The sequence below is a fragment of the Saccharospirillum sp. genome (genome assembly GCF_039982735.1).
GTDB lineage: Bacteria > Pseudomonadota > Gammaproteobacteria > Pseudomonadales > Natronospirillaceae > Saccharospirillum.
The window spans coordinates 243,377-263,574 of sequence record NZ_JBDWXV010000011.1 but is presented as its reverse complement, the minus strand read 5'-3'; the positions used below and the strand labels follow the sequence as shown (position 1 = coordinate 263,574).

Below are 20,198 nucleotides of genomic sequence, written 5' to 3'. Positions count from 1 at the left end.
CCATGCCGTTTACTTTCGACACCATCGACCGCAGCGATACCCATGCCATCAAACACGAGCTGTACCGCAGCCAACCGGTACTGCCAATGTGGGTTGCCGATATGGATCTGGCCTCTCCACCCTGTGTAACAGAAGCACTTCAGTCCAGAGCCGCCCATCCGGTGTATGGCTACAGCCACCCCTGGTCGGGGCTGAACGAGGCTGTGGTTAACTGGTGCCAGCGCCAGTATCAATGGGCCATTGACCCGAGCTGGATCGTTTGGCTACCTGGCGTGGTACCGAGCTTTAATCTGGTGATAGACGCCTTTGCCCGGGGGGGCCGCGTGCTGGTGCAGGAACCCAATTATCCACCACTGCGCAAAGCCGCCGAATTGCGGGGAGCCACCGCCGTTAAATTGCCAGTGTCTGCCAGGTCGCCTGCCGGATGGGACTGGGCCGCGCTGGAACAGGCTCTGGCAGACCCGGACTGCCATTTGATGATTCTGTGTAACCCGATGAACCCCCAGGGTCTGGTGCTCGGCCACCGCGAGTTGCAGCACCTGGCTGAGCTGTGCCGCGAGCACAAGGTCATGTTGTGTTCAGATGAGATTCATTGCGACCTGATTCTGGAACCGGGGGCACGCCATTATCCGGCGGGTTCCCTGCCCGATATCGCCGACCAGAGCATTACGCTAATGGCGGCCAGTAAAACCTTTAATGTGGCGGGGCTGGGCTGTTCATTCGCCATTATTCCCAATGGCGACCTGCGCCGGAAATTGCAGAACGAAGGTCAGGATGTCATGCCCCACCCCAATTTTATGGGGCTGCTAGCAACCGAAGCGGCTTTCAGTCACGGGCACGACTGGCTAATGGCGTTGCAAGCGCACTTAAAGGTGAACCGGGACAGAGTGGCGTCTGTCATTGGCGAGCTGGACGGGCTGAACTACGAACCGGCGCCCGCTACCTTTCTGGCCTGGATTGAAAGCGACCTGGCGCCTGGCGAGGCCATGACCCGCTTTAACGAAGCCGGTATCATGCCAAGCGATGGCAAAGATTTCGGCGACCCGCGCAGCGTCAGGCTGAACTTTGGTACCGGTCGCGACACGCTCGACCTTGCGCTGGACCGCCTACACACTTACTGGCGCCAGAACAGGCACAGTTCGTCCCGGTAAATCTGGTTCAACAGCGGGGTGGGACTGACGCTCGGTTCTGCGTCGGGGTAGCGCTGCCACCGGCCCCGGCTGCCACGAAAATACAAGCGCCAGGTTGCATCGCGCCAGTGCAATAACGCCATGGGCAGTAACACGGTATCACCGGTTAGCGGGTGGGGTTGCTGCTCCTGAATCAACAAGGCGGTTTTCTGGAATCGCCCGCGGAATGTCCCGGCAGACGACGATTCCTGCAGAAAGCGCCCAAGCGCGACCTGTGCCTGGCGATGCACGAATTCAGGGAGTCCGTCACTGACGACTAACGAGGTTTCCACAGAATGTCCTTTCAACACGACGATTTGCTGGCACTGGCACGCACGGAAATGCCCTTCGGTAAATATAGCGGAAAACCGCTGATCCGGTTGCCCGAAGAATATCTGCTCTGGTTTCAGAACAAGGGGTTCCCTCCCGGCAAGCTGGGCGAACTGATGGCCCTGGCACTGCTGATCAGATCCGAGGGGCTCGAATCCCTGATCGAACCGCTGATGCCCGGCAACCGTCGATGACCGAAACACTGAGCTGGTCGGGCGGTACCATTCCGGTAAGGCGCTCGAAACGCAAGACCGTGGCGTTGCATGTGCGGGACGGTGCGCCCGAACTGCGCGCGCCATGGCACCTGTCCGATACCGACCTGAAACGCTTTTTGATCGACCGCGAAGACTGGCTGAACAAGGCCTTGCACAGTCAGGCCGAGAAGCAATTACAAAAACCCGACTTTAGCCAACAAGTCCACTGCCCGCTGATGGATGAGCAGTTAACGCTGAGGCTCCAAGGTGGCGCACGGTCGCAGTGGCGCCGTGAGCAAGACCGGCTGACGCTGGTCGCACCGGTGCTGGACAAACCCCACGTCCACCACGTACTGGCCGACTTTTATAAAACCCAGGCCAAGTATTATTTGTTTAAAAAAACCCGGCAACTGGTGATGGCTGAAGGCTGGGAAAATCGCCTAACCGATGTCTGCTTGCGCCGTACCAAAACCAAATGGGGGCACTGCACCGCTACCGGTCGCATACAGTACAACTGGCTGATCATGCTGGCACCGGAGCGTATTGTCGATTACCTGGTCGCCCACGAGACAGCGCACTTGCTGCACCCACACCACGGGGCAACATTCTGGGCCGAAGTGGGCAGACTGCACCCCGGCTGGCAGACTGATCGACGCTGGCTGCACGACCATGGCCATCGCCTCTGGTTATAACGCAAAACCAGCGACTGGTTACAACCGATAACGCCGAATCAGCTCGCTCAACTGCTGCGCCATTTCATCAATGCGTTGTATGCCGGCGACCAGGTGTTGAGTCTCGGACGCATTCGCTTCCGAAAGATCGCTGATGCGTACCACGTTGGTGTTCATGTCTTCTGCCACCTTGCTTTGCTCTTCAGAGGTGGTGGCAATCAGTTCGTTCATGGACGATATCGCCGACACGGAATCCAGAATGTGCTGCAGCCCTTCGCCAATGGCGACAATGGTTTCGCCATTACTGCGCACCACCTCAACACTGTCGCGTGCGGAACTGGCCGCAGCCTCACTGCGCGTTTGCAGCGAGCGGATAACGCCCTCGATTTCCTGAGTGGACTGGGACGTTTTTACCGACAGGTTGCGGACTTCATCCGCTACGACCGCAAACCCTCGCCCCTGATCCCCCGCGCGCGCCGCTTCAATGGCCGCGTTCAATGCCAGCAAATTTGTCTGCTCGGCGATGTCGTTGATCGTCTTGACCACGGTACTGATGGCGTCGGACTGATCCTTCAATTCCAGAATATTGTCCGACAGGGTGCTCATCTGCCCCTGCATGGCCCGGGCAGAGCCAATAGCCTGCTCAATATCCTTGCGCGAATGACCGGCATGCTGGTTGGCATCCTGGGCGCGGTGCGAGGTTTCTTCGGCGTTCTGTGCCACTTCGCGAATGGTCGCTGACATTTCCGTCATCGCCGTGGCAACCTGCTGTGTCTCTTCCGACTGCGCCTGGGAGCGCTCTGCGTAATTGCGACTGGCCGCGTTGAATTCACCGGACATGTTGTGTAACTCGGTCACGAGCTGCGAGACCTGCCCCAGCGTATCGGTCAGGCTCTGGGCCAAATGATTGAAATGCCGGGCCAGTTCACCAAATTCGTCCTTGGCATCTGCCTGAGCCCGAACACTGAGGTCGCCGTTTGCAACCGCGGCAAACGAACTGAGCAGATTACTCATGCCTCGGCGCAATACCCCGCCCAGTGACCAGGCCACCCCCAGGAACACAATCAGGGATACCGCTGCGATGGCTGCAATAACATTGAGCACAGTGGCCTGTACCGACTGAATCTGACCGTCGACGGTGGTAATGATGTGTTCAATCACCGCATCGGCATTGGGCTTGAAGGCGTCCCAGGCGTCTATGGCCTGTTCCAGTTCCGGTGTAACCTCGTCACCGGCCGGGTGGGCGACGACCAGCGTCCGTAATCGTTCGAGCCGGCTGACGATTTCATTGATTGGGCCGACCACCTGCTGATCTTCCTTGAAGGGTCCCTGAGTTGTGGCAGCCGCCAGGCGCTGGGCTGTGTCGCGTGCCTGCGCCTCGTAGCGGCCTACCGACGCCTGATCGCCACTGTAAACCGCAACCTGCAGCTCCTTGGCTGCTACCCGCATGTCGTTGTACACCTGAATGGCGGGAATCAGGCTGCCGGAGTAGTAGTTGGCAAGACTGGCGACAACCCGGGAACCAATAAACCCCGCCAATGCCACAACGCACAACAGAATGAACAGACCAGAGAGGGATAACCGGATACGGGATTGAATCGTCATGGGCGACTTCCTTTAATCATTGTTGCGACCATTAATAACCTGCGTACCAACGGCCATCTACCAAAGCTCATCGGCGGATAATCGGGAGACTTTAATCAGGGTAGTTGCTTGATGCGAAGGTGTCAGGGCGCCGCCGGCAAGACCAGTCGAAAGCGTGCGCCGCCAAGCGGGCTGTCGTCGATGCGCAGAGAAACCCCGTAACTGCCCAGAATATCGGTCACCATACTCAGGCCAATGCCCTGCCCCGGCTGCAAGGTATCGAGCCGCTGACCCCGGTTAAGCACGGCATGGCGCCGTTCAAGGTCGATACCCGGGCCATCGTCATCTATGTCGACCACCCAGCAGTCGGGGAAATCAGGTTGGCGTGTCACCGAAACGGTGATGACCGAGCGGGCGTATTTGAAGCCGTTTTCCAGCAGGTTGCCGAAGACTTCCAGCACATCGTTGACGTCCATAGCCAGTGTCCATTCCTGGTCCGGCTCGGGCAAATCCAGCACTTTGTCCTCGTGATGAAAAGCCTTGCCCAGCGCACGACCAAGACGGTCGAGGCTCTGGTTCAGGGAACTTCTCTGGCCCAGCACCGGGCCTTGCCGGGTTTCCGTAACAGCCCGCTGCAGCTGGTAGCGCACGATCTGATCCATACGATGCACCTGTTCGTGCAGCTCCCGGCTATCGGCCGGCTCCAGCGTTCGAATGACCGCCAGCGGCGTTTTCAGACTGTGCGCCAGATCAGCCATGGCTGTTCGGTAGCGTTCGCGCTGGCTTTGCTCGGCATCGAGCAGACGGTTGAGGTTATCCGTCAGCGGCTGCAGTTCGCTCGGGTAGCGCCCCTGCAAACGCCCCTGTTCGCCGGTGCGGATTTTCTGAAGGTTCTGCGCTAACTGATGCAAGGGCCTCAGCCCCCAACGGGCGACCAGCCAGAGCGCAATCAGCAAGGCCAGGGTGACCGCAGCCAGTCCACCCCATAATTGCTGCCGAAAGGTTTGAATAATCTGATTCAGGGGCGCAGCGGTCTCCAGCACCCAGAATTCATAGCGCTGTTCGCGCCCGTCTGCCGCTTCCCAAAGAACCGCGTAGCGTTCAAAGATATAGTCGCCCCGAAATCCGAAGTCTTCCTGCCCGATGTTGATGTTGGACTGGGCAACGACCCAGTCGATCTGATCAAACCACTGGCTCGACAGGCTCTGCCAGACCACCTGGCGCTGTTCATCCAGCACCAGGGCTACCAGCCCCGACTCGGGAGAGTTATACCGTTCTTCAGCGAGGTAGGCAGGGAGCCAGAGGCCATCGGCTTGATATTCAGATTCGGCCAGTAACGTCAGAATGCGCAAAAACAGGCGTTCTGACTGGCCCGACATCTGGCTGCGTTCAAACGCCCGGTCCAGGGCAACACCGGTCACGCCCAGAAACACCAGAAGCACCAGGCTCGCCGAAACCAGCAAACGGCGACGCAGTGAAAACGTTGCTCCGGGTCTGGTGCTGCGTAGTGGGAACACAGACATCAGCCGGTCATTCAGCCACGGCGTCCGAGTTGAATCGATACCCCATACCCCGCTGGGTCGTTATGGGGTTGCGCTCGTTATCGGGATCCAGCTTCTTGCGCAGGCGGCGAATAAACACCTCAATGACGTTGCTGTCCCGATCAAAATCCTGCTCGTACAGATGATTGGTCAGCTCCGTTTTGGAGACAACTTTTTGCCGGTGCATCATCAGGTATTCCAGGGTGTTGTACTCGTAGCTGGTCAACTCGACATCCCGGCCATCAACTCGCACCCGGCGCGAAGCGGTGTCCAGTTCGTAGGGGCCGACCGTCAATGTCGCAGTCGCCATGCCCACGCTGCGGCGCAGCAGTGCCTTAACCCGCGCCAACAACTCGGCGAATACAAACGGCTTGGCCAGGTAATCATCGGCACCGGCTTCCAGGCCGGCGACTTTGTCCTGCCAGTGGCCCCGCGCCGTTAATATCAGTACCGGGTACTGTTTGTCGGCGGCCCTCAACTGGCGGATCAGTTCGATGCCGTCCAGCCCGGGCAAACCGAGGTCGATGATGGCGACGTCGTAGTCGTTCTCAGTCGCCTGAAACAAGCCGTCGTTGCCATCGGCCGAGGTGTCGATCGCAAAGCCTTCTTTTTTGAATCCGCCGTGCAGGTGTTCGCGTAACCCGGCTTCATCTTCAACGATCAAGAGTCTCATTCACTTCCTCCAGCACCGCCGGATTGGTCGGCATGCCCGATGTTCGATTCAAATCCACGGTTCGGACCCGGCCACCATCGAGCAACAAGCGCAGTCGATAAGCCCAGTCGTTCCCGGCACTGACTCTGTCTACCTTGACCACCCGGCCGTCAAACAGACATTCAGCGGCTTGCACTACCTGACGCTCTGTCGACAGAGGCAGGCGTTCGCCGGTACAGGGGTGAGCGCCACTCTCAGCCCGGGCAGCACCTGTGGTCATCAGCATCAACAGAATTCCGGCGCTGATTCCCAGGCGCCTGAGGCGCACCGCAGCATTGCTTGACATGAACGTGCCTCTTTAATTAACGGGGCGTCACCTCCACAGCAAGCTCGACGTAGCGTCCGGGGTGACGGTCCATAAAGGTCATGAATTCGCGACCATTGTACCGGTAGCGCACTTCATAGCCTACCAGATCACTTCGCCGGTGACGGTATTCCACTTCGCACTCGCGCTCGGTCCGGTAACGAACCGTGGTTTCACCGCGACCGCCCAGTTCGTGCCCAATCGCACCGCCGATGATACCACCGGCGATAGCCCCGAATACCTGGGATTCCGGAGAGTTGCCGCTGTGCGAACCGACCGTGGCACCTACGGCACCGCCAATGAGGGTTGCGGCCGGGTTACCACTGCGATGACTGCGGCTGACTTCCACATCGCGCGTACGGCAAATTTCATAGCGGTGATCGCTGTTGCCCCGGCTCTGCTCGCGGTAGTAGTAGGTTTCATAGACAGGTTCTACCTGCACTACCCGGCCTTCAGCAAAAAACTGCTGACGATCACCGCGGTAGCGGTGGTCATCGTGATCGGCCACAGCCAGACCGGAAGTCGCCATGCCAATGACCAGTGCCAGACCCCTTACTTTGTTCATACTGTGGCTCCTTTATGCGTTGCCATCGTTATTGCCATGGACCCACCTTACCGGCTCTGGCTGAACCATGCCTGAACCCCCTGATCCTGTTTCCCGATCAAAGTATTTCATGCCCGCTAAAAAGCGCCACCATATTGACTGTAAGGCTCGCATACACTCACGCCAGACGCAGCAAGGGCTGGCGCTGAGTGTCCACAAAAACTGTGGATATCTTTGTGAACAACCCCAATTGAACTGCCCCTAGCTACCATTACTCAGGGACTTCAACAAATTGATCATTTTTTAATCAATTAAATAAAATCTTTATTTTTCAATATGTTACAGAGCTTTATTAACGAGTTTCACACTATTTTTTGGTCGCGTTCGAGAAATGGGGGGCTGCTAGAGTTGGTTTTCACGATTGGGGATATATCGCCTAAACCCTTTTTTAAAAGTCATCAAGATGCGCCGACTTCTTATGTTGTATCTTTTTGTAAATTGTCACTCAAATGTCGTTTAAGTGTGTGCTACCGGCGTCTATTGCCAGCTGTTTAGGGGCTAATCGACGGGCCAAAAAAAGCCGACCTTAGGTCGGCTGGTTCAATCATTAAATCTTATTCGCTGGCTTCACGCCACTGAGCGACTTCTTCAATGCCAAATGCTTCGATCCACTCATCCAGTGTTTTGGGGTTACGGCGCTTCTTCTCGATGCGCTCGCCCGTATTCGGATGCACATAAATACCGATCTCCAGCTTCGGACCGGTCGCTTTGGCGGATTTGGCGGCCTTGCGTGAGCCCTTGCTGCCTCCCTGGCGTGCAAAGTAGCTTTGCAGCTCCTCAAAGAAAGCAGGCTTGTCGGCTTTCTTACCATGGGCTTTCAACCAGTCGACGATGGCCTTGGCACGAACATCAAAAATATCGTACTCGGAAATGCCGTACTCATCGAAGAGGTTACGCACTTGCTCATGGTAGAGGTCATACCCTTCCTGGCGCTTGGACTGCGCTTCCTTTAACTGACGCAGTTCTTCGATTTTCTCTTCGTGTTCTTTGATCTTCAGATCCAGATCCTGGTCAAACATGCTGAGCTCCTGTTCACTCGCCCGACTGGCGAGGTTTCATATGGGGGAAGAGAATAACGTCCTTGATCGACGGAGAATCGGTGAAGTACATCACCAACCGGTCAATGCCGATGCCCTCGCCGGCCGTAGGCGGCAGGCCGTACTCAAGGGCATTGATGTAGTCTTCATCGTAAAACATGGCTTCATCGTCACCAGCGTCTTTCTCGGCGACCTGAGCTTTAAAGCGCTCGGCCTGGTCGATCGGGTCGTTCAGCTCCGAGAAGCCATTGGCGATTTCGCGGCCACCGATGAAGAATTCAAAACGGTCGGTCACCTCAGGGTTGTCGTCGTTACGACGTGCAAGGGGTGATATTTCTGCCGGGTAGGCGGTAATGAAGACCGGGTTGCGCAGCTTTTCCTCGACCGTTTCTTCAAAAATCTCGGTCTGAATGCGGCCCAGGCCCCAGTTGTCTTTTACCTGAATGCCCAACCCAGTGGCCACCGCAGTTGCGGCCTCGCGGGTATCAATATCGGCCGCGGACAGGGTTGGGTTGTACTTGAGGATGGCATCGAACATGGTCACCCGCTCAAACGGCTGGCCCAGATCGAACGTTTCGCCCTGATACACCAGTTCGGTGGTCCCCAGTACATCACGCGCCAGGGTACGCAACATATCTTCAGTCAGGTCCATCAGCTGATGGTAGTCGGCGTAGGCCTGGTACCATTCCAGCATGGTAAATTCAGGATTGTGCCGGGTAGAGACGCCCTCGTTCCGGAAGTTCCGGTTAATTTCGAAGACTTTTTCGAAGCCACCAACCACCAGCCGCTTCAGGTAAAGCTCCGGCGCCACGCGCAGATACATGTCAATGTCCATGGCGTTGTGGTGAGTGGTGAACGGCCTTGCCGTGGCACCACCGGGAATCACCTGCAGCATGGGTGTTTCCACTTCCATAAAGTCACGATCAGACAGATAGCGGCGAATACCATTGATGATGCCGGCGCGAATCTGGAAGGTCCGGCGCGTTTCATCGCTGGTGATCAGGTCCACATAACGTTGGCGATACTTCATTTCCTGATCGGACAGGCCATGGAATTTATCGGGCAGCGGGCGCAATGATTTGGTCAGCAGCACCATGTCGTCAATACTGGTTACTTCGACGTAAAGCTCACCCTTGCCCGATTTGGACAGGGTGCCACGCACACCGACGATGTCGCCGATATCCAGCAATTGCCAGTCTGTGCTTTCCTTTTGTAAGGCTTTGCCCAGGTAAAATTGAATGCGACCACTGACATCACGCAAGCCGACAAAGGGACCACCCCGGCGCATCACACGGCCAGCAACGCTGACTTCCACCTTCAGATCGACAATGGCTTCTTTCTCAAGCTCGCCGTACTGAGCCTGGAGCTCACCGGCCATCTGGCTGCGTTTGAAGTCATTCGGAAATGCCTGTGGCCGGCTTTCAGCCAGGCTTGCAAGCTTTTGCTTGCGCTCGGTGATGATGTGGTTTTCATCGTGCTCGATATGCTTGTCAGTCATATGCAGTCTGTCCAGAGTTGCTCAGCCGCCCTTGGCGGCTGCAAATTAGTCGGTGCCCGGCCCTTCGTTGCCGGAGTGGCCTGGCTTAAAGGCCTTTCTTCAGCGAGGCTTCGATGAAGGGGTCTAGCGCTCCATCGAGCACGGCCTGAGTGTTGTGCGTTTCGACCCCGGTACGCAGATCTTTGATGCGGGAATCGTCCAGTACGTAGGAGCGAATCTGGCTACCCCAACCGATGTCAGATTTCGAATCTTCGACCGCTTGCGCCGCTTCGTTCCGTTTCTTCATCTCGAACTCGTACAGCTTGGCCTTCAACATTTTCATGGCCTGATCTTTGTTCTTGTGCTGGGAACGATCATTCTGGCACTGAGTGACAATGCCGGTCGGGTTATGGGTGATCCGCACCGCAGACTCGGTCCGGTTCACGTGCTGACCACCGGCGCCTGAGGCGCGGTAAACGTCGATTCGCAAATCCGCCGGATTAATATCAATCTCGATATCATCGTCCACTTCGGGAGACACGAACACCGATGTAAAGGAGGTGTGACGCCGGTTCCCGGAGTCAAAAGGCGATTTGCGAACCAGCCGATGCACACCCGTTTCAGTGCGCAGCCAGCCAAAGGCGTATTCGCCTTCAAATCTAACAGTGGCTGATTTGATGCCAGCGACTTCTCCGGCGGAGGCTTCCATCAATTCAGTTTTAAAGCCTTTTTCCTCACCCCAGCGCAAATACATTCGGAGCAGCATTTCAGCCCAGTCCTGAGCTTCGGTGCCACCGGAACCTGCCTGTATATCGACATAGGCGTTGGCTGGGTCCATTTCGCCACTGAACATTCGGCGAAACTCGAGTTTGACCAGTTGTGCATCCAGAGCATCGAGGTCGGAGATCACATCGTTGACGGTGTCTTCATCGTTTTCGGCGACGGCCATCTCAAGCAGGTCGCTGGCGTCACGCACGCCGTCGAACAGGTTGGTCAGCGTTTTGACGACATTTTCCAGCGAGCTGCGTTCCTGGCCCAGTGCCTGGGCTCGCGCCGGGTCGTTCCAGACATTTGGCTCGGCCAGTTCCCGTTCAACTTCGGCCAGTTGTTCTACCTTCTGATCGAAGTCAAAGATACCCCCTAAGCACGTCGGTGCGCGCTTTGAGGTCTTTTATCTGTTCTTTAATCGGATTAATTTCCACGTACCGCTCCTGTTCGTGTCTTGCCTGTTCGTGTCTTGATAATACAAACCCATGAAATTTAGCGGGGCGCGCATTTTAACGAAATTGATATGCCGGGGGTAGTGATATCCCAATAACCTTTTAAAAAACAATGCTTAAGTGGCTTTGGCCGATTTTGTGGCGCGGCTTTGGAGGCTGGGTTTGCTGTACTGCCTAGGGTTCGTGCTGGCCGCCGGGTAGGCTTGTGCGGGGTCGGCGTTAACCCGTCTATGGGGCCTAGACCGCAGCCGAGGCGTCGGACCGATCCATACTGCGGACTCCCCCGCACAAGCCTACCCGTCAACCACCACTCGCTAAGGTGGTAACGCCTGTCTCAGTGAATTCAATGTTGGAATACTGTCAGGTTTTAATAGCTGTTTATAACAGCCTATATCGTCTCAAGAGGTTTTATTGCATCAAATATTAGCTGCACGGTTTCCCGGCCCCTGAATCGATTACAGGATAATTGATAAATACCGGATAAAGCCCTGGCTTGCGTTGGCCAGATATCAGTATCGATATTAAAGGCAATGGCCTCGATGCTTTGGCCTTCTTTATCGGACAAACTCAGTTTTAAATGCCGCTCGCCCACGATTTTTTGCTGCTCTATCCAGAATTCACCCTGAAAAACCGGTGCCGGAAAGCCCTGTCCGAACGGACCGGCCTGCTCCAGAGCCAGGGCCGTACCCAGATCGCGTTCCTTGGCGCTGAGCTCGCCATCCGTCATCACCATTGGCTGCAGGGCTTCGGGCTCACACAGTCTCTGAACCGCCTGTTCGAACCAGTGTTGCAATCGTCCCTCATTGCCCTCGGAAAGCGTCAGGCCAGCTGCCATGGCGTGGCCGCCGAAGGTGATCAGCAGTTCAGGGTCTTGCTTGGCGATCCAGTCGAGGGCGTCGCGCAGGTGAAAGCCGGGAATGGAGCGCGCCGAGCCTTTCAGGCGCCCGTTATCCGAGCCAGCCAGTGCGATGACGGGTCGGTGGGTTTGTTCTTTGATGCGGGAAGCCAGAATACCGATCACCCCTTCATGCCAGTCGGCCTGGTATAAAACATGGCCGTTACGGGGCGGTAAATCGCTGATCTGTTCCAGTGTTCGCTGAGCCTCGACCACCATAGAGCGCTCTATGGCCCGACGCTCCCGGTTCAGATCTTCCAGTTGTACCGCCAGCTGGCGTGCTTCTCCCGGGTTATCGGTCAGCAGGCAGCGGACGCCAATGGCCATATCATCGAGGCGACCCGCTGCGTTGAGGCGCGGCCCGACTACAAAGCCAAAGTCGGACGCCTGAGCTCTTTGCCATTCTCGCCCGGCGACTTCGAACAAGGCCTGAATGCCAGGCCGGGATTGTCCGGCGCGGATTCGACCCAGGCCCTGGTTGACCAGTCGACGGTTGTTGGCATCCAGTGGTACGACATCGGCGACCGTTGCCAGAGCAACCAGATCCAGCCAATGGGCCAGGTTGGGTGGCTGTACAGACTGTTGCTCGAACCAGTCGCGATCACGCAGTTCAGCTCGCAACGCAATCATCAGATAAAATGCCACGGTACAGCCGCAGGCGGCTTTACTGGCAAATTCGCAGCCTGGCTGGTTGGGGTTAACAATGGCTTCGGCGGGTGGCAGGTCGGTGCCTGGTAAGTGGTGGTCCGTAATGAGGACGGCAACGCCAGCAGCCTGCGCTGCTGCGACACCATCCAGGCTGGCGATGCCGTTGTCGACGGTGATGATCAGGTCCGGAGAGCGTATCAGCGCCTGCTCCACGATGGCAGCCGAAAGGCCGTAACCGTATTCGAAACGATTGGGCAGCAGGTAATCCACCTGGGCGCCCAGGGCTCGCAGTATCTGAACCACCAGGGCGGTGCTGGTAGCGCCGTCGACGTCGTAATCGCCGATAACCAGAATGCGCTGATGGTGATCCAGCGCTTTGATTAACAGCTCAACCGCCGACTCAATGCCTTTCATCGTCTGCCACGGCAACAAATGTTGCAGGGACGTATCCAGTTCTAATGATGATCGCACACCGCGAGACCGGTAGATCCGGTCCAGCAGCGGTTGCTCAGTGACGGCGGCTCCGTCAGGAACGGGTCGGGTCTGGAGGTTGGGAAACGGAGCGGCCACGCCGCTCAGCTACCCTCGCCGAAGACGGCGTCGGCGACATAGGCCTGAACCCGGCCGAGCTCGTTGGGCAGTACGTCATAACGCTCCGGCCGGTCGAACAAGTCAGTCAGGTGGTGCGGTAATTCCGGAGATTGCAAACCAGCCTGTTTGACCGCATCGGCAAATTTCACCGGATGGGCGGTGCCCAGGGTGATCATCGGGTCGATGGCACTGCGCCGGGTTTCCCGGGCGGCTTTTACGCCGATGGCGGTGTGCGGATCAAGCAGATAGCCGGTTTCTGCGAAGACCTGTTTGATGGTGCTCACGGTGACGGCATCGTCGACGCCGTAACTGTCGAAGACTTCCCGGGCCTTGGCCAGACGGGCTTCGTCCAGGGTGACCGTCTCGGTATTCATCCTGTTCATCAGGTCGGCCAACACAGCGCCATCCCGATCATAGAGGTCAAACAACAGGCGCTCGAAGTTGCTCGATACCACAATATCCATCGACGGCGACAGAGTGTGAGCCAGTGGGTGCTTCTCGTAAACGTTATTGCTCATCACCCGGTGCAGGATGTCATTCTGGTTGGTGGCGACGATCAACTGGCTGATCGGCAGGCCCATTTTGCGCGCCAGGTACCCGGCGAAGATGTCGCCAAAATTGCCAGTCGGCACCGAAAACGCCATGGCGCGGTCCGGCCCCCCCAGGTTCAATGAGGCGTAAAAATAGTAAACGATCTGGGCCATAATGCGTGCCCAGTTGATCGAATTGACTGCCACCAGGCGGCGCTCGCCGCGCAGGAAGGATTGATCGCCAAAGCTGGCCTTCACCATGCTCTGACAGTCGTCGAAATTACCTTCAACGGCCAGGTTGTAGATGTTGTCGCCGGTGATGGTGGTCATCTGGCGGCGCTGCACATCGGAGACGCGGTTGTGGGGGTGCAGGATGAAAATATCGATATTGCTGCAGCGCTTGCAGCCCTCAATGGCTGCCGAGCCGGTATCACCTGAGGTCGCCCCCATGATGACGACTTTCTCGCCACGCTTTTCGAGCACATGGTCAAGCATGCGCCCGAGCAGCTGCAAAGCAAAGTCCTTGAACGCCAGGGTCGGCCCCTGAAACAGCTCCAGCACGTACTCGTTGTGGTCCAGCTGAGTCAGCGGTGCGATGGCCTTGTGGCCAAAGACGCTGTAGGTGTCTTTTAGCATGGCCGCCAGTTCATCGTCAGCGATGGCGCCATCAACAAAGGGCTTGATGATGTGGAAGGCCAGTTCGTGATACGGCAGGCCGCGCCACTGGCGAATCTGATCCAGCGAATACTCGGGCAGGGTTTCCGGCACATACAGCCCACCGTCTGAAGCCAGGCCGGTTAACAGAACATCTTCAAAACCCAAGGTTGGGGCTTTGCCCCGCGTGCTGATGTATTTCACGAATCAAGTCTCATTAGAATGGGTTCGGCCGAGCAACAGCCCGGCGGGTATTACGCTAGTTCAAGTTTCGGAATTCGCCCACGGAATACTAGCAGCGGGTGACGGGAGTACCCCTGCGGGGTAGTCCGCAGCAGGGACTAAAATGCCAGGAGCATTTTAGCACGAGCGCAGCGAGCCCGATGGGTGAATCCCACGGATGGAATTCATATCCTGCGGTCTAGGCTCCATGGAAGGATTTACGCCGACCCCGCAGAGGTACACCCGTTGCCCGGTGCGGTCCAATGCCTCTCAGGCAACCCGAACTCCGAAACTTGGGCAATTACACCAATCTAGCCATCCAGCTGTTCAACACGAATGCGAACGATCGGCTTGGTGACCGACTCCAGCGCCTGCATGGCACTGATGGCATCGTCCATCCGGTGTTCGCGCACCGGGTGTGTCAGCAGAATAAGTGGCACGACATCCGACTCATCCTCCGGCTCTTTCTGGATGATAGCTTCGATGTTGATGCCCTTCTCGCTCATAATACGCGCGATATTGGCCATTTGGCCGATCTCATCCTTCACGGAAATACGCAGGTAATAAGCAGTGACAATCTCACTGACCGGCAATACCGGCATGTTCTCGGTTTCCGAACTGTAACCGAGGTGCGGAACATTACCGGCATTGTCGATTTCACGGGCGATGTCGACGATATCGGCAATCACAGACGAGGCAGTCGCTTCTGAACCAGCGCCGGGACCGTAATACATGGTTGGTCCAACCGCATCGCCCTCCACCAGCACAGCATTTAATACGCCATTAACATTGGCCAGCAGACGCTTGGAGGGTACCAGGGTTGGGTGCACCCGCAATTCGACACCTTCATTGGTTTTGCGGGTAAAGCCCAAATGCTTGATGCGGTACCCCAACTCTTCTGCGTATTGAACGTCTTCCCGGGTAATTTTGGTAATACCCTCGGTATAGACCTTATCGAACTGCAGCGGAATGCCGAAGGCAATGGACGCGAGAATGGTCAGTTTGTGAGCCGCATCGATGCCTTCTACATCAAAGGTCGGGTCGGCCTCGGCATAGCCCAGCGCCTGCGCTTCTTTCAGGACGTCATCAAAGGCACGGCCCTTTTCCTGCATTTCGGTCAGGATGAAGTTACCAGTGCCGTTGATGATACCGGCCAACCATTTGATGTCGTTGGCGACCAGACCTTCGCGGATGCCCTTGATGATCGGGATACCGCCGGCGACGGCCGCTTCATAAGTTACCACCACGCCCTGGGCTTCGGCGGCCTTGAAAATCTCGTTGCCGTGGATCGCAATCATCGATTTGTTGGCGGTCACCACATGCTTGCCATGTTTGATGGCTTCGAGCACCAATTCTTTGGCGACGTCATTGCCGCCGATCAGTTCCACCAGGATATGAATATCCGGGTCCCGTGCAACATCGAAGATATCGCGCGATACCTTGACGCTGCCCAGGTGGCAAGCCGGGTTGTCCCGACGGGCACCAACGTGGGTAATTCGCACAGGCTTTCCGGCACGGCGCGCAATGTCTTCCAGGTTGCGCTGCATGACGTTGAAAGTACCACTGCCTACGGTGCCGAGACCGCATAATCCCACATTGACTGATTTCAAAACTGACCTCATTTACTGACTGGAATCCAACATCGGCCGGGCATACGCCGACCGAACGGTAGGGAGTTCAAAACATACTGAGCGCGCCGCTGGGTGTCAACGCGAAACCCGCGCCAAAAGCGGACTTTGGCCCCTGCGACCGTGATATTTTCGCAACAGGCTGTTTCACCCACCCAGACGCCTCTGGAACGCCAATAAAAAAAGGCAGCCGAGGCTGCCTTTTCAAAACCGTCACAGAGCGATAATCGCTCAGCGAATTAACGCTTGTGATCGATTTTTTCTTTGATGCGTGCAGACTTACCTGAACGCTCACGCAAGTAGTACAGCTTGGCCTGACGCACGTCACCACGACGCTTGACTTCCACACTGTCTACAACCGGTGAGAAGGACTGGAAGGTCCGCTCAACACCAACGCCGCTGGAGATTTTACGAACCGTGAAAGCCGAGTTCAGGCCGCGGTTACGCTTGCCAATCACTACGCCTTCAAAGGCCTGCAAACGCTCACGCTCGCCTTCTTTAACTTTAACCTGAACAACCACGGTATCACCCGGGCCGAAAGCAGGGATTTCTTTGTTCATCTGTTCAGCTTCAAGTTGCTGAATAATCAAATTGCTATTGCTCATCAAATCGCTCCTGATCCATTGCGCGAGTTCTGCTCATTGAGATACTCGTCCAAAAGCGCCTGCTGTTCTGCGGTCATTTCCCGGTCAGCCAACAGGTCTGATCTACGTTGCCAAGTGCGCCCCAGTGCCTGCTTGAGCCGCCACCGACGAATGTTATCGTGGTGACCACTGAGCAGTACCTCCGGCACACTCATTCCATCCAGTACTTCAGGTCGTGTGTAATGTGGACAGTCCAGCAATCCATCGGTGAATGAATCTTCAACCGCTGATGCCTCATGCCCCAGTACGCCGGGGATCTGACGACCTATGGCATCGATAAACGCCATGGCGGCCAATTCACCACCGCTGAGCACAAAGTCACCCAACGACCATTCTTCATCCACTTCGGTCTCGATCACACGTTCGTCGATGCCTTCATAACGGCCGCAAACGAAAATCATGTGTCGATACCGCGCCAAGCTATGTACGCCAGCCTGATCCAGTCGTCTGCCCTGAGGCGACAAATAGATCACCCTGGCCTGGTTGCCGCTGGCGGCTTTCGCTGCCTGAATCGCATCCCGCAGGGGTTGCACCTTCATCAGCATGCCAGGCCCGCCCCCGAAGGGTCGGTCGTCCACGGTACGGTGCTTGTCGTGGGTGTAATCGCGCGGGTTCCAGAACCCGACGTCAATCAACCCCTGCTTGGCCGCCCGGCCGATCACGCCCTGATCCAAAAAGGATTCGAACATGTCCGGAAACAGACTCACCACACCGAACCATTGCTTGTGCTCAGGCTGAACAGCCATATCGGCCCGCTCATCCTCTGACGGTATTGTCAAAACTCCGGATCCCAATCAACTCGAATCTGACCCGCTTCAAGGTCAACGTCTTTGATATAGATATCCGGTACGTACGGAATCAGGCGTTGCTGACGGTCGATACTGTCGGCACTGCCACTGACCACCAACACATCGTTGCTGGCCCCCGCACTCATCATATGATCCACCTTACCCAGTACGACACCCTGCTCATTCACAACGCGCAAGCCTTCCAGTTGATACCAGTAGAACTCGTCGTCAGGTAGCGTCGGCAGTTGATCACTTGTCACCCCAATATCGGCACCGCAGTACTGCTTGGCCTGGTCACGGTCATCACACCCTTCAAAGTGTGCCACCATGCCCTTGCCGTGACTGCGCCCCTTATCAACGGTAATCGGTGTCCAGCGGCCGTTCATATTGAGCAACCAGTGACCGTAATCCAGAATCCGGTCCATCGGTTCGGTATAGGAGTAGATTTTCACCCAGCCCTGAATACCGTATACCGAGGAAACCCGGCCCAGCACGATCATTTCTTCCGGTTTTTCCGGCGTCATACATCAACCCTTGACTGGACGGATCAGCCTTGGGCTTTCCGGTACTCTTTAAGCAGCTGGGCGACACGGTCAGAAGTCTGCGCACCCTTGCTGGCCCAGTATTCGACGCGATCCAGAGAAACGCGCAAGCGCTCTTCCTGACCACGGGCGACCGGGTTAAAGAAACCAACACGCTCGATAAAACGCCCGTCACGGGCATTACGGCTGTCGGCTACGGAAATATGATAAAACGGGCGCTTCTTAGAACCGCCACGTGAGAGTCTAATGACTACCATCGCGTCCTCCTGTCTGGGCAAGCTTTGAAATCACCTGCCGTTTTGGATCTTCAGAGGGGTTACCCCTGATCATGAACCGGCTTCAGCACGCTGAAACACGGGTTCACTAACCCAAAGTTATACCGAAAACCGGGCCCACCCCGGTTTTCAAGGCCGCGAAAGTATACGTATTAGGGGCTGTAAATCAAGTCGCAAGGGCTATGTCGGGCACGGATGCCCAAGTTTCGAAGTTCGGGTTGGCTGGGTGGCTTGAGCCCGCACCGGGTGCCGGGGTAGCCCTTGTGGGGTCGGCGTGAACCCGTCCGTGGGGCCTAGACCGCAACATCCATGTTGCGGACTTCCCCACAAGGGCTACCCCGGTACCCGCTGCTCGGTTCTCCGGCGAACTCCGAAACTTAAGTTAGTTGGACTCCCCTATCAGCCGAAGGGGCCGCGTCCACCGCCTCCCGGGAAGCCGCCTGGTGGCAGACCACCGCCGCCGCCCATCATGCCGCCCATGCCACGCATCATTTTAGCCATGCCGCCTTTCTTACCGACCTTCTTCATCATTTTCGACATCTGCTTGTGCTGTTTCAGCAAGCGATTGATGTCCTGAATCTGGGTGCCGGAACCCATGGCAATGCGGCGCTTGCGTGAGCCGTTGATCTTGTCGGGGAAGTGGCGCTCGGCCGGTGTCATCGAATCAATGATGGCGCCCATCTGTCTGAAATTCTTTTCCGCCCCCTGCATCTGACTGGCCGCCTGGCCCATCTGTCCCATGCCCGGCAGTTTGTCGACCATGCCCATCAGGCCGCCCATGCTGTCCATCTGGCGCAGCTGGTCGCGAAAATCGGCCAAATCGAAGCCTTTGCCTTTTTTCAGCTTGGCTGCCAGTTGTTCGGCCTTGCCTTTATCGACCTTACGCTCGACTTCTTCGATCAGCGACAGCACATCGCCCATGTCGAGAATGCGCGAAGCAACCCGATCGGGGTGAAAGGCTTCCAGGGCATCGGTCTTTTCGCCCATGCCCATGAATTTGATCGGTTTGCCGGTAATGTGCCGCACAGACAGCGCCGCACCACCCCGGGCATCACCGTCTGCTTTGGACAGTACTACCCCGGTCAGCGGCAAGGCCTCATTGAAGGCCTTGGCGGTATTGGCCGCATCCTGACCGGTCATGGCGTCGACCACGAACAGGGTTTCAATCGGGTTGATGGCCTTATGCAGCGCCTGAATCTCGGCCATCATGGCTTCGTCGATCGCCAATCGACCTGCGGTATCCACAAGAACGACATCTATATACTGTTTACGCGCCGCTGCGATGGCTGCCTCAGCGATGGCCACCGGTTTCTGGGATGCATCACTCGGGAAAAACACGGCGCCGACTTCACCGGCCAGAGTTTCTAACTGTTTAATAGCGGCGGGACGGTAGACGTCGGCCGAAACCACCATGACCTTTTTCTTGTCGCGCTCGATCAGGTAACGCGCCAGCTTGGCGACGGTGGTGGTTTTACCCGCCCCCTGCAGACCGGCCATTAGAATCACCGCCGGCGGCTGGGTGCTTAAATCCAGCGGTTCACCCTGGGCGCCCATCACCTCGACCAGTTCAGACTGGACGACTTTCAGGAACTGCTGCCCCGGGTTCAGAGCGTTGCTGACTTCCTGACCGACGGCGCGATCACGCACCCGGTCAATGAAAGCTTTGACGACTGGCAAGGCGACATCGGCTTCCAGCAAGGCCATGCGCACTTCGCGCAACGTGGCCTTGATGTTGTCTTCCGTCAGTTTGGACTGACCGGAGATCTGTTTCAGCGTCTGGGACAGACGTTCGGACAGGCTTTTAAACATCATGACTTCCGTGCAAGTGAGAATGGGGGCAGTATAACAGTGCGACGCGCTGGTCTCTATGATGGCTTTTCGACCACCCCGAGCGTGCAGTCCGGTTGGGAATCGCTATCATTTATGCGACACTCATGC

Annotated in this window: 20 protein-coding genes; 3 read left to right on the top strand and 17 right to left on the bottom strand. The window is 56.8% G+C overall.

Translation table 11 applies throughout. The features are described 5' to 3' along the window. The first annotated feature begins 2 nt into the window (after positions 1–2). On the top strand, positions 3–1,151 hold the full coding sequence (locus ABJT94_RS09500; RefSeq protein WP_348475568.1) for a PatB family C-S lyase: 1,149 nt from the start codon (positions 3–5) through the stop codon (positions 1,149–1,151). Here the strand turns inward: ABJT94_RS09500 and ABJT94_RS09495 are convergent. Then, positions 1,115–1,462, bottom strand: a complete 348-nt coding sequence (locus ABJT94_RS09495) for a DUF3024 domain-containing protein (protein ID WP_348475569.1) — start codon at positions 1,460–1,462, stop codon at positions 1,115–1,117. The genes ABJT94_RS09500 and ABJT94_RS09495 overlap by 37 nt on opposite strands. A 3-nt stretch (positions 1,463–1,465) precedes the next feature. On the opposite strand from ABJT94_RS09495, the gene ABJT94_RS09490 reads away from it, so the two are divergent. Both ABJT94_RS09490 and ABJT94_RS09485 read left to right on the top strand, forming a co-directional pair. Further along, entirely contained in the window at positions 1,466–1,693 is a 228-nt protein-coding gene (locus tag ABJT94_RS09490) for a DUF3820 family protein (protein ID WP_127555093.1), read from the top strand. After that, the gene (locus tag ABJT94_RS09485) at positions 1,690–2,385 is read left to right on the top strand and encodes a SprT family zinc-dependent metalloprotease (RefSeq protein ID WP_348475570.1); all 696 of its coding nucleotides are present in this window, start codon (positions 1,690–1,692) and stop codon (positions 2,383–2,385) included. The genes ABJT94_RS09490 and ABJT94_RS09485 overlap by 4 nt, the downstream gene beginning before the upstream one ends. 18 nt (positions 2,386–2,403) lie before the next feature. Here ABJT94_RS09485 and ABJT94_RS09480 read toward each other — a convergent pair whose 3' ends face one another. The 16 genes from ABJT94_RS09480 to ffh all read right to left on the bottom strand — a co-directional run bounded on the left by ABJT94_RS09480 (position 2,404) and on the right by ffh (position 20,069). Further along, the gene (locus ABJT94_RS09480; RefSeq protein ID WP_348475571.1) at positions 2,404–3,969 is read right to left on the bottom strand and encodes a methyl-accepting chemotaxis protein; all 1,566 of its coding nucleotides are present in this window, start codon (positions 3,967–3,969) and stop codon (positions 2,404–2,406) included. Between the two features lie 122 nt (positions 3,970–4,091). Next, positions 4,092–5,471 carry an ATP-binding protein gene (locus tag ABJT94_RS09475; protein WP_348475572.1) on the bottom strand — a complete coding sequence of 460 codons (1,380 nt, stop codon included), beginning with the start codon at positions 5,469–5,471 and terminating at the stop codon, positions 4,092–4,094. Between the two features lie 7 nt (positions 5,472–5,478). Next, complete coding sequence (locus ABJT94_RS09470; protein ID WP_348475573.1) at positions 5,479–6,162, bottom strand: response regulator transcription factor; 684 nt, start codon at positions 6,160–6,162, stop codon at positions 5,479–5,481. Then, the gene (locus ABJT94_RS09465; protein ID WP_348475574.1) at positions 6,143–6,487 is read right to left on the bottom strand and encodes a hypothetical protein; all 345 of its coding nucleotides are present in this window, start codon (positions 6,485–6,487) and stop codon (positions 6,143–6,145) included. The genes ABJT94_RS09470 and ABJT94_RS09465 overlap by 20 nt, the downstream gene beginning before the upstream one ends. Positions 6,488–6,503: 16 nt before the next feature. Beyond that, positions 6,504–7,070 carry a glycine zipper 2TM domain-containing protein gene (locus tag ABJT94_RS09460; protein ID WP_348475575.1) on the bottom strand — a complete coding sequence of 189 codons (567 nt, stop codon included), beginning with the start codon at positions 7,068–7,070 and terminating at the stop codon, positions 6,504–6,506. 593 nt (positions 7,071–7,663) lie between these two features. Then, on the bottom strand, positions 7,664–8,128 hold the full coding sequence (locus ABJT94_RS09455) for a DNA binding protein (RefSeq protein ID WP_348475576.1): 465 nt from the start codon (positions 8,126–8,128) through the stop codon (positions 7,664–7,666). Positions 8,129–8,141: 13 nt separating this feature from the next. Further along, positions 8,142–9,644, bottom strand: coding sequence for a lysine--tRNA ligase (lysS, locus tag ABJT94_RS09450; protein ID WP_348475577.1), 1,503 nt, complete (start codon positions 9,642–9,644; stop codon positions 8,142–8,144). Positions 9,645–9,729: 85 nt separating this feature from the next. Beyond that, a protein-coding gene (gene prfB / locus ABJT94_RS09445; protein WP_348475578.1) for a peptide chain release factor 2 occupies positions 9,730–10,825 on the bottom strand; the annotation gives its coding sequence in 2 pieces (ribosomal slippage) (positions 9,730–10,752 and positions 10,754–10,825; 1,095 coding nt in all). A gap of 406 nt (positions 10,826–11,231) precedes the next feature. Next, complete coding sequence (recJ, locus tag ABJT94_RS09440) at positions 11,232–12,884, bottom strand: single-stranded-DNA-specific exonuclease RecJ (protein WP_348485162.1); 1,653 nt, start codon at positions 12,882–12,884, stop codon at positions 11,232–11,234. Positions 12,885–12,961: 77 nt separating this feature from the next. Next, complete coding sequence (thrC, locus tag ABJT94_RS09435; protein WP_348475579.1) at positions 12,962–14,365, bottom strand: threonine synthase; 1,404 nt, start codon at positions 14,363–14,365, stop codon at positions 12,962–12,964. Between the two features lie 329 nt (positions 14,366–14,694). After that, positions 14,695–15,993, bottom strand: a complete 1,299-nt coding sequence (locus ABJT94_RS09430; protein ID WP_127555081.1) for a homoserine dehydrogenase — start codon at positions 15,991–15,993, stop codon at positions 14,695–14,697. Positions 15,994–16,250: 257 nt separating this feature from the next. Further along, positions 16,251–16,616 carry a 50S ribosomal protein L19 gene (rplS, locus tag ABJT94_RS09425; protein ID WP_348475580.1) on the bottom strand — a complete coding sequence of 122 codons (366 nt, stop codon included), beginning with the start codon at positions 16,614–16,616 and terminating at the stop codon, positions 16,251–16,253. Next, entirely contained in the window at positions 16,616–17,401 is a 786-nt protein-coding gene (gene trmD / locus ABJT94_RS09420; RefSeq protein ID WP_348475796.1) for a tRNA (guanosine(37)-N1)-methyltransferase TrmD, read from the bottom strand. The genes rplS and trmD overlap by 1 nt, the downstream gene beginning before the upstream one ends. 29 nt (positions 17,402–17,430) lie before the next feature. After that, entirely contained in the window at positions 17,431–17,967 is a 537-nt protein-coding gene (gene rimM / locus ABJT94_RS09415) for a ribosome maturation factor RimM (RefSeq protein ID WP_127555078.1), read from the bottom strand. Between the two features lie 23 nt (positions 17,968–17,990). Then, entirely contained in the window at positions 17,991–18,242 is a 252-nt protein-coding gene (rpsP, locus tag ABJT94_RS09410; RefSeq protein WP_028669622.1) for a 30S ribosomal protein S16, read from the bottom strand. Between the two features lie 417 nt (positions 18,243–18,659). Then, positions 18,660–20,069: a signal recognition particle protein gene (gene ffh / locus ABJT94_RS09405; RefSeq protein ID WP_348475797.1), complete on the bottom strand. Its 1,410-nt coding sequence runs from the start codon at positions 20,067–20,069 to the stop codon at positions 18,660–18,662. Between the last annotated feature and the right edge of the window lie 129 nt (positions 20,070–20,198).

Excerpts from the sequence above, each read along its gene's own strand:
- ABJT94_RS09500 (WP_348475568.1), top strand. The coding sequence starts at position 3 with ATGCCGTTTACTTTCGACACCATCGACCGCAGCGATACCCATGCCATC.
- ABJT94_RS09490 (WP_127555093.1), top strand. The coding sequence starts at position 1,466 with ATGTCCTTTCAACACGACGATTTGCTGGCACTGGCACGCACGGAAATG.
- ABJT94_RS09485 (WP_348475570.1), top strand. The coding sequence starts at position 1,690 with ATGACCGAAACACTGAGCTGGTCGGGCGGTACCATTCCGGTAAGGCGC.
- ABJT94_RS09480 (WP_348475571.1), bottom strand. The coding sequence starts at position 3,969 with ATGACGATTCAATCCCGTATCCGGTTATCCCTCTCTGGTCTGTTCATT.
- ABJT94_RS09475 (WP_348475572.1), bottom strand. The coding sequence starts at position 5,471 with ATGTCTGTGTTCCCACTACGCAGCACCAGACCCGGAGCAACGTTTTCA.
- ABJT94_RS09470 (WP_348475573.1), bottom strand. The coding sequence starts at position 6,162 with ATGAGACTCTTGATCGTTGAAGATGAAGCCGGGTTACGCGAACACCTG.
- ABJT94_RS09465 (WP_348475574.1), bottom strand. The coding sequence starts at position 6,487 with ATGTCAAGCAATGCTGCGGTGCGCCTCAGGCGCCTGGGAATCAGCGCC.
- ABJT94_RS09460 (WP_348475575.1), bottom strand. The coding sequence starts at position 7,070 with ATGAACAAAGTAAGGGGTCTGGCACTGGTCATTGGCATGGCGACTTCC.
- ABJT94_RS09455 (WP_348475576.1), bottom strand. The coding sequence starts at position 8,128 with ATGTTTGACCAGGATCTGGATCTGAAGATCAAAGAACACGAAGAGAAA.
- lysS (WP_348475577.1), bottom strand. The coding sequence starts at position 9,644 with ATGACTGACAAGCATATCGAGCACGATGAAAACCACATCATCACCGAG.
- rplS (WP_348475580.1), bottom strand. The coding sequence starts at position 16,616 with ATGAGCAATAGCAATTTGATTATTCAGCAACTTGAAGCTGAACAGATG.
- trmD (WP_348475796.1), bottom strand. The coding sequence starts at position 17,401 with ATGGCTGTTCAGCCTGAGCACAAGCAATGGTTCGGTGTGGTGAGTCTG.
- rimM (WP_127555078.1), bottom strand. The coding sequence starts at position 17,967 with ATGACGCCGGAAAAACCGGAAGAAATGATCGTGCTGGGCCGGGTTTCC.
- rpsP (WP_028669622.1), bottom strand. The coding sequence starts at position 18,242 with ATGGTAGTCATTAGACTCTCACGTGGCGGTTCTAAGAAGCGCCCGTTT.
- ffh (WP_348475797.1), bottom strand. The coding sequence starts at position 20,069 with ATGTTTAAAAGCCTGTCCGAACGTCTGTCCCAGACGCTGAAACAGATC.